The 12,744-nt window shown below is 74.4% G+C and carries 15 protein-coding genes; 6 read left to right on the plus strand and 9 right to left on the minus strand.

The window, feature by feature from the left end; translation table 11 throughout:
- Nucleotides 1–14: 14 nt before the first annotated feature.
- The 4 genes from rsgA to GRQ65_RS19270 are packed head-to-tail and all read right to left on the minus strand — an operon-like array spanning nucleotide 15 to nucleotide 4,401.
- Nucleotides 15–1,019, minus strand: coding sequence for a ribosome small subunit-dependent GTPase A (gene rsgA / locus GRQ65_RS19255; protein ID WP_160879622.1), 1,005 nt, complete (start codon nucleotides 1,017–1,019; stop codon nucleotides 15–17).
- Nucleotides 1,019–2,296, minus strand: coding sequence for a 3-phosphoshikimate 1-carboxyvinyltransferase (gene aroA / locus GRQ65_RS19260; protein WP_160879623.1), 1,278 nt, complete (start codon nucleotides 2,294–2,296; stop codon nucleotides 1,019–1,021). Before aroA ends, rsgA begins: the two co-directional genes overlap by 1 nt.
- Before the next feature lie 7 nt (nucleotides 2,297–2,303).
- Nucleotides 2,304–2,861 (minus strand): DoxX family membrane protein, encoded by a 558-nt coding sequence (locus GRQ65_RS19265; RefSeq protein WP_160879624.1) that lies wholly within the window; start codon nucleotides 2,859–2,861, stop codon nucleotides 2,304–2,306.
- 7 nt (nucleotides 2,862–2,868) lie between these two features.
- The gene (locus GRQ65_RS19270) at nucleotides 2,869–4,401 is read right to left on the minus strand and encodes a zf-HC2 domain-containing protein (protein WP_160879625.1); all 1,533 of its coding nucleotides are present in this window, start codon (nucleotides 4,399–4,401) and stop codon (nucleotides 2,869–2,871) included.
- A gap of 103 nt (nucleotides 4,402–4,504) precedes the next feature.
- Between GRQ65_RS19270 and GRQ65_RS19275 the strand changes: the two genes are divergently transcribed.
- From GRQ65_RS19275 to GRQ65_RS24315, 5 genes are all read left to right on the plus strand, one after another.
- Complete coding sequence (locus GRQ65_RS19275; protein WP_160879626.1) at nucleotides 4,505–5,245, plus strand: SOS response-associated peptidase family protein; 741 nt, start codon at nucleotides 4,505–4,507, stop codon at nucleotides 5,243–5,245.
- Nucleotides 5,242–5,907: an alpha/beta family hydrolase gene (locus GRQ65_RS19280; protein ID WP_160879627.1), complete on the plus strand. Its 666-nt coding sequence runs from the start codon at nucleotides 5,242–5,244 to the stop codon at nucleotides 5,905–5,907. The genes GRQ65_RS19275 and GRQ65_RS19280 overlap by 4 nt, the downstream gene beginning before the upstream one ends.
- Nucleotides 5,908–5,982: 75 nt before the next feature.
- Complete coding sequence (locus GRQ65_RS19285; RefSeq protein WP_237448547.1) at nucleotides 5,983–6,669, plus strand: sigma-70 family RNA polymerase sigma factor; 687 nt, start codon at nucleotides 5,983–5,985, stop codon at nucleotides 6,667–6,669.
- Complete coding sequence (gene rsrA / locus GRQ65_RS19290; RefSeq protein WP_160879628.1) at nucleotides 6,666–6,941, plus strand: mycothiol system anti-sigma-R factor; 276 nt, start codon at nucleotides 6,666–6,668, stop codon at nucleotides 6,939–6,941. The genes GRQ65_RS19285 and rsrA overlap by 4 nt, the downstream gene beginning before the upstream one ends.
- 86 nt (nucleotides 6,942–7,027) lie before the next feature.
- The gene (locus GRQ65_RS24315) at nucleotides 7,028–7,102 is read left to right on the plus strand and encodes a 50S ribosomal protein bL37 (protein ID WP_396408713.1); all 75 of its coding nucleotides are present in this window, start codon (nucleotides 7,028–7,030) and stop codon (nucleotides 7,100–7,102) included.
- Nucleotides 7,103–7,174: 72 nt separating this feature from the next.
- Here the strand turns inward: GRQ65_RS24315 and GRQ65_RS19295 are convergent, their stop codons facing one another.
- The 4 genes from GRQ65_RS19295 to GRQ65_RS19310 are packed head-to-tail and all read right to left on the minus strand — an operon-like array spanning nucleotide 7,175 to nucleotide 10,581.
- Nucleotides 7,175–7,531, minus strand: a complete 357-nt coding sequence (locus GRQ65_RS19295; protein WP_337191885.1) for a thioesterase family protein — start codon at nucleotides 7,529–7,531, stop codon at nucleotides 7,175–7,177.
- Nucleotides 7,528–8,022 (minus strand): GNAT family N-acetyltransferase, encoded by a 495-nt coding sequence (locus GRQ65_RS19300; protein ID WP_160879629.1) that lies wholly within the window; start codon nucleotides 8,020–8,022, stop codon nucleotides 7,528–7,530. Before GRQ65_RS19300 ends, GRQ65_RS19295 begins: the two co-directional genes overlap by 4 nt.
- An 8-nt stretch (nucleotides 8,023–8,030) precedes the next feature.
- The gene (locus tag GRQ65_RS19305) at nucleotides 8,031–9,692 is read right to left on the minus strand and encodes an acetolactate synthase (RefSeq protein ID WP_160879630.1); all 1,662 of its coding nucleotides are present in this window, start codon (nucleotides 9,690–9,692) and stop codon (nucleotides 8,031–8,033) included.
- Between the two features lie 10 nt (nucleotides 9,693–9,702).
- Complete coding sequence (locus tag GRQ65_RS19310; protein WP_202388377.1) at nucleotides 9,703–10,581, minus strand: DUF2785 domain-containing protein; 879 nt, start codon at nucleotides 10,579–10,581, stop codon at nucleotides 9,703–9,705.
- 123 nt (nucleotides 10,582–10,704) lie between these two features.
- Between GRQ65_RS19310 and GRQ65_RS19315 the strand changes: the two genes are divergently transcribed.
- Nucleotides 10,705–12,195 (plus strand): sensor histidine kinase, encoded by a 1,491-nt coding sequence (locus GRQ65_RS19315; RefSeq protein WP_337191887.1) that lies wholly within the window; start codon nucleotides 10,705–10,707, stop codon nucleotides 12,193–12,195.
- Nucleotides 12,196–12,237: 42 nt separating this feature from the next.
- Here the strand turns inward: GRQ65_RS19315 and GRQ65_RS19320 are convergent, their stop codons facing one another.
- The gene (locus GRQ65_RS19320; protein WP_027863177.1) at nucleotides 12,238–12,489 is read right to left on the minus strand and encodes a WhiB family transcriptional regulator; all 252 of its coding nucleotides are present in this window, start codon (nucleotides 12,487–12,489) and stop codon (nucleotides 12,238–12,240) included.
- Between the last annotated feature and the right edge of the window lie 255 nt (nucleotides 12,490–12,744).

Consider the following 12,744-nt stretch of genomic DNA (forward strand, 5'->3'; position numbering starts at 1 on the left):
GCCGCTGCGACGACTCACCACACCGGCTCGGACCGCGCGGCCAGGAGCCGCCGGAACGACGCGACGCGCGCCGGGTCGGCCCGTCCCTCGGCGACGGCCCCGTCGAGCGCGCACTCCGGCTCCTCGGTGCCGTGGGTGCACCCGCGCGGGCAGTCCTCGGTGAGCTGCTCGAGATCGGGGAAGAAGCCGATGAGCCGTGCCGGCTCGACGTGCGCGAGCCCGAACGAGCGGATGCCCGGGGTGTCGACGATCCAGCCCGCCAGCGGTGCGGGCAGCGGCAGCAGGTAGGCCGAGGTCGAGGTGTGCCGGCCCCGCCCGGTGACGGCGTTGACGACGCCGACCTCGCGTCCTGCGTCGGGCACGAGGGCGTTGACCAGCGTCGACTTGCCGACGCCGCTGGAGCCGAGGAGCACGCTGACCCGGCCGTCGAGGCGCTCGCGCAGGGCGCCCAGGTCACCGCCGCGCTGCGTCACGACGTGGGGGACGTCGAGCGCGCGGTAGGTCTCGAGCAGCGGGGCGGGGTCGGCGAGGTCGGCCTTGGTGAGGCACAGCAGCGGTGCCAGTCCCGCGTCGTACGCCGCCACGAGGGCGCGGTCGATGAGCCGCGGCTGCGGGTCGGGGTCGGCGAGCGCGGTGACGACGACGAGCTGCTCGGCGTTGGCGACGATGACGCGCTCCACGGGGTCGTCGTCCTCGGCGGTGCGGCGCAGGGTGGTGCTGCGCGGCAGCACCTCGACGATGCGCGCCAGCGTGCCCTCGTCGCCGGAGACGTCGCCGTCGAGCCGCACCCGGTCGCCCACGACGACGCCGCGTCGGCCCAGGGGGCGGGCCTTCATCGCGGTCACCGTGGTCCCGTCGGCGCCCCCCACCAGCAGGGTGAACCGCCCGCGGTCGACCGTCACGACCACGCCCTGCGGCGCGTCGTCGTAGGACGGCCGCTCCTTGGTGCGGGGCCGGGTGCGTCGACGGGGGCGGTCGTAGTGCTCGACGTCGTGGTCGGAGTACCGCCCGGTCGGCATCAGAACAGCCCGGACCAGAAGCCGGCGAAGTCGGGGAAGGTCTTGGACGTCGTGGCGACGTTCTCGACCTCGACCCCGTCGACCGCGGCGCCGACGATCACGCCGGCGTGGGCCATCCGGTGGTCGGCGTAGGTGTGGAACACGCCTCCGTGCAGCGCGGCCGGGGTGAACGACAGGCCGTCCGGGTGCTCGACCACGTCGGCGCCGAGCGCGTCGAGCTCGGTGGCGAGCGCGGCCAGCCGGTCGGTCTCGTGACCCCGGATGTGGGCGACACCCCGCAGGTGCGAGGGGGAGCCGGCGAGGGCGCAGAGGGCGGCGATCGCCGGGGTGAGCTCACCGTGGTCGTGGAGGTCGACGTCGATCCCCGAGAGCCGCTCGGGACCGGCGACGGTGAGCCCCTCGTCGCCGAGCGAGACGGAGCAGCCGAGCTGGGTCAGGATGTCGCGCAGCGCGTCGCCGGCCTGGGTGGTGCGGGCGGGCCAGTCGCGCACGGTCACCGTGCCGCCGCTGACCGCGGCCAGGGCGAGGAAGGGCGCGGCGTTGGACAGGTCGGGCTCGATGACGTGGTCGACCGGTGCGACAGGTCCCGGCGCGACCGTCCACCGGTCCGCGTCGGAGTCGTCGACCTCCACCCCGTGCTCGCGCAGGACGGCCACGGTCATGTCGATGTGGGGGAGCGACGGCACCGGCTTCCCCTCGTGCACGATGTCGACGCCGCGGTCGTAGCGCGCCCCGGCCAGCAGCAGCGCGGAGACGAACTGCGACGACGCCGACGCGTCGATCACGACCCGGCCACCGGGCACCGAGCCGGTGCCGTGGACGGTGAAGGGGAGCGAGCCCCGGCCGTCGTCCTCGACCTGCACCCCGAGGCCGCGCAGGGCGGTGAGCACCTCGCCGATCGGGCGGGTGCGCATGTGCGGGTCGCCGTCGAAGGCGACGGTGGCCGTCGAGAGCCCCGCGGCCGGCGGGACGAACCGCATCACGGTGCCGGCCAGGCCGCAGTCGACGTCGGCCGCGCGGTCGAAGGCGCCCGGCGTGACCGTCCAGTCCTCGGCGGTCGTGTCGACGTGGGAGCCGAGCGCCGTCAGGGCCCTCGCCATCAGCGTCGTGTCGCGCGAGCGGAGCGCCCGGCGTACGACGGACGGCCCCTCGGCCAGGGCAGCGAGCACCAGGGCCCGGTTGGTGAGCGACTTGCTCCCGGGCAGGGTCACGGTGGCCTCGACCGGCCCGGTGGCGCGAGGTGCGGGCCAGGGGTCGAGGTCGGTCGTGGTCGTCACCGCCCGATCAGGTCGCGCGGGCCTTGGCGAGGCGGGCCTCGCGCTTGGCGGCGCTGGCGAGGTGCTTGGCCTCGCGGCGGGCGTCGCGGGCGAGGTGCTTGGCCTCGCGGCGGGTGTCCTTGGCCGCGCGGCGCGCACGCCAGGCGACGCCCGGCTTGCCCTCGGTGTCACCGGCCGCGATGAGCAGACCGCCGAGCATCGATGAGTTCTTGGCGAAGTGCAGCAGGTGGGCGCCCCGCTCGCTCGGGTCGCTGGCGGCCCAGAACGGGTGGCCGGCGATGGTCGTCGGGACGAGCGACGCGGCGAGCACCAGCGAGGAGATGCGCGGAGCGCGGCCGGTGGCGAGGGCCAGCCCGGCGGCGATCTGCACGCCGGCGTTGAGGCGCACCAGCGCGAGCGGGTCCTCGGGCAGCGGGATCCCGGCCTGCTTGGCGGCGGGGACGACGCGGTCGGCGACCGGAGCCGCCTTCTCGGCGTGCTGGGGAGCGCTGCGGAGGGCGCTGACGCCCCCGACGACGAATCCGGCGGCGAGCAGGGGGCGCGCGATCAGTCTGCTGAGGGGCATGCCCCAGTCATACACGACCACCGAGCGTCACGCTCGTGGAGTTGTCGGCCATGGACGTGTCGTGCAGTCCGCCGCTCGGGACGACGCTCACGCGCAGTGTCGTGGGCGGGGTCGTCGGGGTGCCGCCGGTGAGGCTGCCGAGCAGCTGCGGACCCAGCGACGCGCCGACCAGCGTGACGGTCCGCGAGCCCGTGACCTCGCAGGTCGCCCTGCCGAGACCCAGCAGCTGGCAGCCGGGTCCCAGCTGCAGCGAGGCGAGCAGCCCGTCGCCCTCGACGGTCACCGTCGCGCTCTGGTCGTCGCCGAGACGGTCCGCCCCGACGGTCAGGACCGACGCCGGGCCGATGCCCGAGACCGCCGCACGCACGGCCACGTCGACCGCGCCCGGGTCGCGTGCCACCGTCGGCGGGTCGAGCGGCGGGCTGGTCTGCTGAGTCGTCTGCTGGCTGGGCGGGTCGCTCGGGGTCTGCGACTGGCTCGGCTGCTGGCTCGGCTGCTGGCTCGGCTGCTGGCTCGGCTGGTGGCTCGGGCCCTGCGTTGGGGCCAGCGTCGGCTCCTGCGTCACGGGGACCGGCACGTCGGGAGCGGCGCTGGTCGGCTGGACCGCCGCGGGGGTGACAGTGGTGGAGGGGACCGCCGCGACGGCGGGGTCGACACCGGCCACGGAGTCCCGGACCGGCGTGAGCACCGGCCCGGTCGACGGCCGGGTGACGACGCGGGCCTCGGCGACCGGCGCGTCGCGGTCGGGCCCGGTGCCGTCGAGGGCGCCCGCGCCCAGGGTGAGTGCCATGGCGAGCAGTACGACGGCGGCCCCGCCGCCCACGACGCGGCGTACGGCGCGCGCCGGCTCGCCGGCCTCGCGCGCGGCCGGTGACCCTCCGTCGAGGTGGGCGGCGGCCCCGGCGCCCAGGAAGACTCGGGCGAGCAGCTCGCCGGGGACGGTGCGCGCCTCGATGAGGTCGAGGGCCAGGGCCGCGCAGGGGCGGCAGACGCTGAGGTGCGCCCCGACGCGGGTGGCCACGGCGGCGTCCAGCTCGGTCCGCGCGTACGCCGGCAGCTGGGTGCGCGCGACGAGGCACCGGGCACGTTGCGTGGTGCCGGCGTGCGCCGCGACCAGGGCCGCAGGCAATGCGGTGTGCGCCTCCTGCAGCAGCGCCGGCGAGACCGTCGGCCGGTGCTCCACCTCGACGTGCCACAGCTCCCACTGGACGTCCGCGGGCAGGCTCGCCACCGCCCGCACGACGGGGGAGGGCTCCGCTCCGGGTGTCGCGACCCTGCGCACGGCGGCGAGCAGGTGCAGGCCGACCACGCTCTCCTCGACCTCACCCGACTCCACGGCCGGCCAGAGGTCGGCTGCCGCCGCGGCGACCAGCCCGTCCACGTCCGCGTCCGTCGGGCTCGGGTCGACCTCGCCCCGCTGGTGCTCCAGGAGGACGTGGGCGAGACGCCGAGCGGGGCCTGCGTGCTCCTCGCAGAGCCGGGCGTAGGCGTCGACGCGGGGCGGGACCGGGGCGGGGGACCGGACGGTGACGGGGATCACGTGAAGGACAACTGCGTCAAGGTGATCAAGACACGGGTGGCCCCGAGGCGGTCTGGTCCAGCGGTCGGTCCAGCGGTCGGTGCCACGACCTAGGGTGAGGGACGTGTGCGGTCGCTACGCCTCCAGTCGCAGCCCCGAGGACCTCGTCGAGGAGTTCGAGGTGCTCGAGAGCCACGTCGCCCAGCCGCTCGAGCCGGACTACAACGTCGCGCCGACCAAGGAGGTCTACGCCGTCGTCGACCGGCCGCCGTCGAGGGAGTCGACCGAGCCGCCCCAGCGCCAGCTGCGGGTCCTGCGCTGGGGACTCGTCCCGTCGTGGGCCAAGGACCCCTCGATCGGCAGCCGGATGATCAACGCCCGGATGGAGACCGTGGCCGAGAAGCCGGCGTTCCGCCGCGCGCTCGCGGCCCGCCGCTGCCTGCTGCCGGCCGACGGCTACTTCGAGTGGTACGCCACCGAGGAGCTGACCGAGGCGGGGAAGCCGAAGAAGCAGCCCTACTTCATCCGGCCGCAGGACGGCGGGACCCTCGCGATGGCGGGTCTCTACGAGATCTGGCGCGACCCGACGAAGGACGACGACGCCGAGGACCGGTTCCGCTGGACCTGCACGGTCATCACCACCGACGCGCCCGACGACCTGGGGCGCATCCACGACCGGATGCCGCTGATGGTCGAGCCGGAGCGCTGGGGCCCGTGGCTCGACCCCCGCAGCGACGCCGAGACCGTCCTCGGACTGCTGACGCCGGCTGCGCCAGGACGCCTCGAGGCCTACCCGGTCTCCACCGCGGTCAACGCCGTGCGCAAGAACGGCCCGGAGCTGCTCGAGCCGCTGGCGCTCTCGTGAGCGCGTCGTCGGAGCGACTGCTCGCGACGGCGTACGGCGAGGCGCGGCTCGTGCTGCACCCGGCCGAGCGTCCGACGGCGACGCTGCTGCTCAGCCACGGTGCGGGCGGCGGCATCGAGGCGCTGGACCTGCAGGCGCTGGCGACCCGCCTGCCGGCGTCCGGCGTGAGCGTGGCCCTGCTCGAGCAGCCGTGGCGACGCGCCGGACGCAGGATCGCGACGGCTCCGGCCACGCTGGACGTCGCGCTGGTCGCGGCCGCGGAGTCGCTGGGGGACACCCCGACGCTCGTCGTCGGTGGGCGCTCGGCCGGAGCGCGCTCGGCGGCCCGCTGCGCCACCGCGATCGGCGCGTCCGGCTGCGTCGCGCTGTCGTTCCCGCTGCACCCTCCGGGGCGACCCGAGCGCAGCCGCCTCGGCGAGCTCGCCGGGACCGGCGTGCCGACCCTCGTCGTCCAGGGCGAGCGCGACGCGATGGGGCGGCCCGAGGAGTTCCCCCTCGACGACCTGCCGCACGTCGACCTCGCGGTGGTGCCCGCCGCGGACCACGGGCTCCGGACGGCGAAGTCCTCCGGGGTCGCTGCCGACGACGTGGCCGACGTCGTGGTCGGGGCGACGCTGTCCTGGCTCCGGCGACAGGTCGCGGCGACAGGGGACGGGGAATGACCGGCTGAGGATCGGCGTTCACCCTCTGTGATCGCGCTGATGGAGCCTCCCGCCACGCGCGTAGGCTGGGAGGCGATGACCCACTCCACTCCCGACGACCTGTCGGCTCTCGAGGACTCCGCTCCGGGGACCGAGCAGCCGGAGCAGCCGGTCGACGTCGCCACCGAGAGCGAGGAGGACCGCGCCGCCCGCTTCGAGCGCGACGCGCTGCCCTTCCTCGACCAGCTCTACTCCGCCGCCATGAGGATGACCCGCAACCCCGCGGACGCCGAGGACCTGGTCCAGGAGACGTTCGCCAAGGCGTTCTCCTCCTTCCACCAGTTCCGCCCGGGCACCAACCTCAAGGCCTGGCTCTACCGCATCCTCACCAACACGTTCATCAACAACTACCGCAAGAAGCAGCGCCAGCCGCAGCAGTCGATGTCCGAGGACGTCGAGGACTGGCAGCTCGCGCGGGCCGAGTCGCACTCCTCCTCCGGCCTCAAGTCGGCCGAGGCCGAGGCGCTCGAGCACCTGCCCGACTCCGAGGTGAAGGACGCGCTGCAGCGCCTGCCCGAGGAGTTCCGGATGGCGGTCTACCTCGCCGACGTCGAGGGGTTCGCCTACAAGGAGATCGCCGAGATCATGGAGACCCCGATCGGCACCGTGATGTCGCGGTTGCACCGTGGCCGCCGTCAGCTGCGCGACATGCTGTCGGACTACGTGCGGGCCCACGACCTGCTGCCGGCCGCTGCGACCGCTGCGAAGGGCGGTGCGTCGTGAGTGCGCACGACCACGAGGCGCCGTCGGCCAGCGAGTGCGCCGACTACCTCGACCAGATCGTCTACTTCATCGACAACGAGCTCGACGAGGCCGACTGCACGGTGGTCCGCGCCCACCTCGACTCGTGCAACCCGTGCCTGGAGAAGTACGACCTCCAGCGCACGGTGAAGTCGATCGTGGCGCGCTCGTGCTCGGAGCCCGCGCCCTCGGAGCTGCGGGCCAAGGTGCTGCTGCGGATCCGGCAGGTGCAGGTCCGCATCACCGACGCCTGACCACCACGGTCGCAGTCGTCTGAGATTTCGCGCTGACGCCGGTCCCTGGGAGACTGGTCGGCGATTCTGTCGACCAGGAGGTCACCATGGGCAAGACCGGACGCAAGCGTCGCGGCCGCAAGAAGAAGGCCGCCAACCACGGCAAGCGTCCCAACGCCTGACGTGGTTCGAGCCCCCGGTGCCCCTGAGGTGCCGGGGGCTCGTCGCTTCCCGGCCCAGCCCTGTCAGTCTGGTCAGCCCAGGCGGCCCAGGAACCGCTCGACGTCCACGACGACGCGGGTGACCTCTCCGGTGCCGACGACCTTGCCGCGCTCGACGTCGCGGGCCGCCACCGTGAAGCGGCGCAGTCGTCCGTCCTCGTAGGCGACGTCCGCGCTCACCTCGATGGTGGCGCCGACGGACGAGGCCGCGACGTGCTCGAGGGCGACCCGGGTGCCGACGGAGGTCTGGCCGTCCGGCAGCTCGAGCGCCGCGCAGGTCGCGGCCTCGCACCACGCGAGCAGTCTCGGCGTCGCGAGCACCGGCAGGCTGCCGGAGCCCAGGGCGAGGGCCGTGTCCTCGTCGCCGACGGTGAAGCGCAGGACGCTCACGCCAGCTCCTTCACGAACGCCACCAGGTCGACGCCCGGGCGGGGCTGCCAGTCCCGCTCCGGTGCGCGCCGGTAGCCGCCCCGCTCGTAGAGCCGGTGCGCCGCGGTCATGGTCGGCAGGCTCGACAGGACGATCGCGGTGTCGCCCTCGACGCGCGCCCGCCGTTCGACCAGGTCGAGCAGGGCGGCCCCGACGCCACGCCCCTGCGCCGCGGGGTGGACCGCGAGCGTGCGGAACTCCGCCTCGCCCTCGGTCGCGATCTCGCGCCACGCCGAGCCGGGCGGGCACACGGTCACCGAGCCGAGGACCTCGCCGTCCCCGTCGTCGGTGGCGACCCACAGCTCGGCCTCGAGGTCGCGTCGCGCGGAGTCGGCGAGCGACTCGACGTAGTCGTCGTGGCGACCGCGGGTGAACGGCGCGTACGCCGCCACGACGACGCGCGAGACCGCGTCGTGGTCCGCCGGGGTCGCCCGGCGCAGCTCGACGGTCACCGGCGCCCTCAGATGCCGAACGTCGCGCGCGGGTAGGCCGCCTCGACGTCGGTGATGACGTTGACGAGGTAGGGCACGCCCGCGGCGTAGGCGCGGTCGAGCGCGGGCCCGATCTGCTTCGGGTCGGTCACCGTCTCTCCAGCGCCGCCGAGCGCGGTCACGACCTGGTCGTAGGGCGTGCGCTGGCCGAGGTCGGCGATCACGTCGTAGCCGTAGAGCATCTGCATGGGGCCCTTCTCCAGCGCCCAGGCGGAGTTGTTGCCCATGACCATCACGACCGGGAGGTCGTGACGGACCAGCGTGTCCACGTCCATCAGCGAGAAGCCAGCCGCGCCGTCGCCCAGCAGCAGCGTGACCTGCGCCGAGGGCCGCGCGAGGCGGGCGGCGATCGCCGCGCCGAGACCGGCCCCCAGGCAGCCGTAGGGGCCGGGGTCGAGCCAACCGCCGGGGCGCTTCGGCTCGACGAACTTGCCGGCGAACGACACGAAGTCGCCGCCGTCGCCGATGACGACGGCGTCGTCGGCCAGCCGCGGCACCAGCTCGCCGTAGATGCGGGCCGGGTGGATCGGGTCGGCCTCGGCCTCGAGCAGCGCGCGGTCCTTCTCGACGGTGGCGCGCACGGTGTCCTGGAGCGTCTCGACCCAGGAGGACCAGTCGGGCCGGGCGCCACGCTCGACGGCGCTCTGCAGGCCGTCGAAGACGCTCGTGAGGTCGCCGGACACCGACGCGGCGAGGTCGGCGTGGTGGGAGACCTGGCCGGGGGAGTCGGCGACGTGCACGACGCGGGCCGGGCTCGAGCCCTCCTCCTTGCCGCCGAAGACGCCGTAGCCCAGGCGGAAGTCCAGGGGGGTGCCGACCACGACGACGAGGTCGGCGCCGCTGATCGCGGCCCCGCGCGCCTTGGTGACGAGCAGCGGGTGGCCGCCCGGGACCAGGCCGCGCCCCATGCCGTTGGTGATGGTCGGCACGCCGAGGGCCTCGACGAAGCGCAGCGCGGCCTCCTCGGCGCGGTCGGCCCACACGTCAGTGCCCAGGATCATCAGCGGCCGACGGGCCTCGGCGAGGAGTCGGGCGATCCGAGCGATCGCGTCGCCGTCGGGCTCGATCGGGGCGGGGCGGGGCGTCACCGGCGCAGGCCCGGAGGCCTGGGCGAAGAACTCGTCCATCGGCACGTCGACGAAGGTCGGGCCGCGGTGGGAGCTGCCGGCGGCCGTGAACGCCGCGTCCATCCCGCCCAGCACGTCGCCCGCCGTCATCAGCGTGGTCGCCGACTTCGAGACCGGCGCCAGGATCGGCGGCTGGTCGAGCTCCTGCAGCGAGCCGCTCCCCCAGCGGTTCTGCGGCGCACGCCCGCCGACGACCACCATGGGGGAGCCGGCGAACTGTGCCTGGGCGATCGCGCTCACGCCGTTGGTGACGCCCGGGCCGGCGGTCAGCACCGCCAGGCCGGGCACGCGGGTCAGCTTGCCGGTGGCCTCGGCCGCGAAGGCGGCGGTCTGCTCGTGGCGCACGTCCAGCAGCCGCATCGGCGGGTCGGCCTTCACGGCGCCGTCGTACATCGGGAAGACGTGGGCGCCGGACAGCGTGAACATCGTCTCGACGCCGTGCGCGCGAGCCACGGCCACGGCCAGCTCGCCGCTGTGGCCGGAGATGGTCTCCTCGGAAGTCATGAGACCAGTCCTACCGCGGCTGGGCTGCCTGGAGGTACGCCGGGTTGGTGGAGCGCAGCGCGTCGACGACGACCAGCAGCAGGTCGGAGCGGACCTCGGGCGGCCGCGGACCGAGCGCGAGCTGGAGGTAGAGCGAGCGCAGGAAGGCCTGGGCGTTGCCGGTGTCGAGGCGGGGGTCGCGCCGGTGGTCCGCGGCGCCGTCACGGTCCTCGGTCGGGCGTCCGGCTGCGGCGAGCCGCGCGATCCACGGCTCGAGGACCCGCAGCGAGACGATCCCGCGCCGCAGCACCGCCATCGTCGCGGCTGCGAGGCGGTCGTGCTCGTCGGTGCCGAAGACGGCGTCGACCGGGAGCAGCACCCGGTCGGCGATGACGTCGAGGACGACGGTCAGCTCGTTGGCGGCGACGTGCGGCGAGCGGGCCAGCACCGCGAGGCCGTCGGCGCCGTGGGCGACGGCGTGGGCCCAGCCCTTGCCCGGCACGAAGCCGCGCAGGTCGCGCTCGCGCAGCAGCCAGGTGGCGAGCCGGTCGCCCCACTCGAGCACCTTGTTGCCGGCGACCAGCGGCCGCTGGTTGTCGCGCGCGATGCACTCCCCGAGGATCAGCGCCGAGAAGCTGCGGCGGAAGACCGAGTCCGTGTCGCGCTCGCCGAGGCCCACTCCGAGCCCCGCGGCCATGCCGTCGCCGAGCCCGGGGAGCAGGTCGTCGTAGACACCCCGCTCGACCCAGGTCGCTAGCGTCGGGTAGGCCGTGCCGTCGCGCTGATCGGGGTCGGTGTCGCCCAGCATCCGGGTCAGCTCAGCGGTCAGGTCACCCAGCGGTCGGTCCTGCGGGACGGCGAGCCCGGAGGCTGCGACCTGCTCCCAGTACGACCTCTGCACGCTGCCCATCCTGCCAAAGTCTGCCCGCCCGACGCGCCCGAGGGGAGTCTTGTGTTCGCGCCCGGATCGTGCTGTCGCTGGCCTCCGCGACCGGCCTCAACCGGGACCCACCAGGGGCTTAGCCTGGGGGGCGTGGCGTCCCTGACCGATCTCGTGCGCGCCCACACCGACCTCGACGCCGACGACGTGCTGTGGCTGCAGCTGCTCCAGGCGGACTGGCAGATCATCGCCGACCTGAGCTTCGCCGACCTGGTCCTCTGGCTCCCCGACCGCGAGGGCAAGGGGTTCTGGGCGGGCAGCCAGATGCGCCCCACCACCGGACCCACCGCCTACGTCGACGACATCGTCGGCACCTTCGTGCCGGCGGGACGGCGCCCCCACCTCGACGCGGCGTACGCCGAGGGCCGGCTCGTGCGCGAGGGCGACCCGGAGTGGCGAGACGACGTGCCGGTGCGCTCCGAGACGATCCCGGTGCGCAGCGGCGAGCGCGTCATCGCCGTGGTGGGACGCCACACCAACCTGCTCGGCGTGCGCACCCCGAGCCGCCTCGAGCTGTCCTACCTCCAGACCGCGGCCGACCTGACCCAGATGATCGCCGCCGGGCACTTCCCGGTGCCGGGGCAGCGCAGCGACCACGCCGACACCCCTCGCGTCGGCGACGGCTTCATCCGCGTGGACGACGAGGGGCGGGTCGTCTACGCCAGCCCCAACGCACTCTCGGTCTACCGCCGGCTGGGCCACTCCGGAGACCTGGACGGTCTGCGGCTCAGCGAGGTCACCCGCCAGCTCGTCCCACCGCGGCTGCGCCCCGACGAGGAGACCCTCAGCGCGGTGCTGGGCGGGCGGGCCAACCGGGACGCCGAGATCGGCACCCACTCCGTCTCGCTGATCGTGCGGGCCATCCCGCTGCGCCCGCAGGGCCGCCTGATCGGCTCGATCGTGCTGGTCCGCGACGTGACCGAGCTGCGCCGCCGCGACCGCGAGCTGGTCACGAAGGACGCCACGATCCGCGAGATCCACCACCGGGTGAAGAACAACCTGCAGACCGTGGCCGCGCTGCTGCGCCTCCAGGCGCGCCGGATGGGCAACCCCGACGCGAAGGCCGCGCTCGAGGAGGCCGTGCGACGGGTCGGGTCGATCGCGATCGTGCACGAGACCCTGAGCCAGGCGGTCGAGGAGAGCGTCGCCTTCGACGACGTCGCGGACCGGCTCGCCCTGATGGTGACCGACGTCGGCTCGGTCGACGTGCGCCTGCAGGTGCGGCGCGAGGGGTCGTTCGGGGTCCTGCCCTCGGAGACGGCCACCACGATCGCGATGGTCATCACCGAGCTGCTGCAGAACGCCGCGGAGCACGGCTACGCCGGGCACCCCGAGGCGGACGCCTCGAGCGGGCCGGTCACGGGCCGGATCGTGCTGTCGGCCGAGCGCACCGAGGACCGGCTGCGCTTCACGGTGGACGACGACGGCCGCGGGCTGCCGCCCGGGTTCGACGTGGCCGGACAGTCCTCGCTGGGACTCTCCATCGCGACGACGCTCGTCGAGAGCGAACTGGGTGGCCGTCTGTCGCTGGGGCCCGCCCCCTCGGGCCGCGGCACCCGTGCCGGCATCGACGTGCCGGTCTGATCCCTCCCCTGGGGCCGGACGGGGCGGGTCAGGCGGCGCCGGTCAGGCGGTGCGGACCCGCGCCCGTGCGTTGCGGCGCTTCAGCGCGCGCCGCTCGTCCTCGCTGAGGCCACCCCAGACACCGTGGTCCTGTCCCGCCTCGAGCGCCCACGCCAGGCACTGCTCGCGCACGTCGCAGCGACGGCACACCTGCTTGGCCTCCTCGATCTGGAGGATGGCCGGACCGGTGTTGCCGATCGGGAAGAACAGCTCCGGGTCCTCGTCGAGGCACGCGGAACGGTGACGCCAATCCATGGCTGGGGTCCTTCTTTCACAACAGGGGAGGGCGCGAGGGGGTTTCCGCGCCCATCGGGTCTCCCGCGGGCGGCTCCGGTCTGGAGGTGTCACGCGGGCATCGACACAGGCGCGACGATTCGGACGCCGGCGCGTGTGACACCAGCCTGCCCGGTCGAGGGGGTGGTGCACAAGCGTTTGCGCCCGTCTCGTGGATCACAGGGCGCGCGACGACGAAATCCGCAGCATCCTCTCAGGTGCGCGTCAGGTTCGCGA

The organism is Nocardioides flavescens, from assembly GCF_009823805.1.
Lineage (GTDB): Bacteria > Actinomycetota > Actinomycetes > Propionibacteriales > Nocardioidaceae > Nocardioides > Nocardioides flavescens.

What these genes read in the sequence shown, in the direction of transcription:
- GRQ65_RS19305 (WP_160879630.1), bottom strand. Translation starts at nt 9,692, where the DNA reads ATGACTTCCGAGGAGACCATCTCCGGCCACAGCGGCGAGCTGGCCGTG.
- rsgA (WP_160879622.1), bottom strand. Translation starts at nt 1,019, where the DNA reads ATGCCGACCGGGCGGTACTCCGACCACGACGTCGAGCACTACGACCGC.
- GRQ65_RS19310 (WP_202388377.1), bottom strand. Translation starts at nt 10,581, where the DNA reads ATGGGCAGCGTGCAGAGGTCGTACTGGGAGCAGGTCGCAGCCTCCGGG.
- GRQ65_RS19320 (WP_027863177.1), bottom strand. Translation starts at nt 12,489, where the DNA reads ATGGATTGGCGTCACCGTTCCGCGTGCCTCGACGAGGACCCGGAGCTG.
- GRQ65_RS19285 (WP_237448547.1), top strand. Translation starts at nt 5,983, where the DNA reads ATGACCCACTCCACTCCCGACGACCTGTCGGCTCTCGAGGACTCCGCT.
- GRQ65_RS19265 (WP_160879624.1), bottom strand. Translation starts at nt 2,861, where the DNA reads ATGCCCCTCAGCAGACTGATCGCGCGCCCCCTGCTCGCCGCCGGATTC.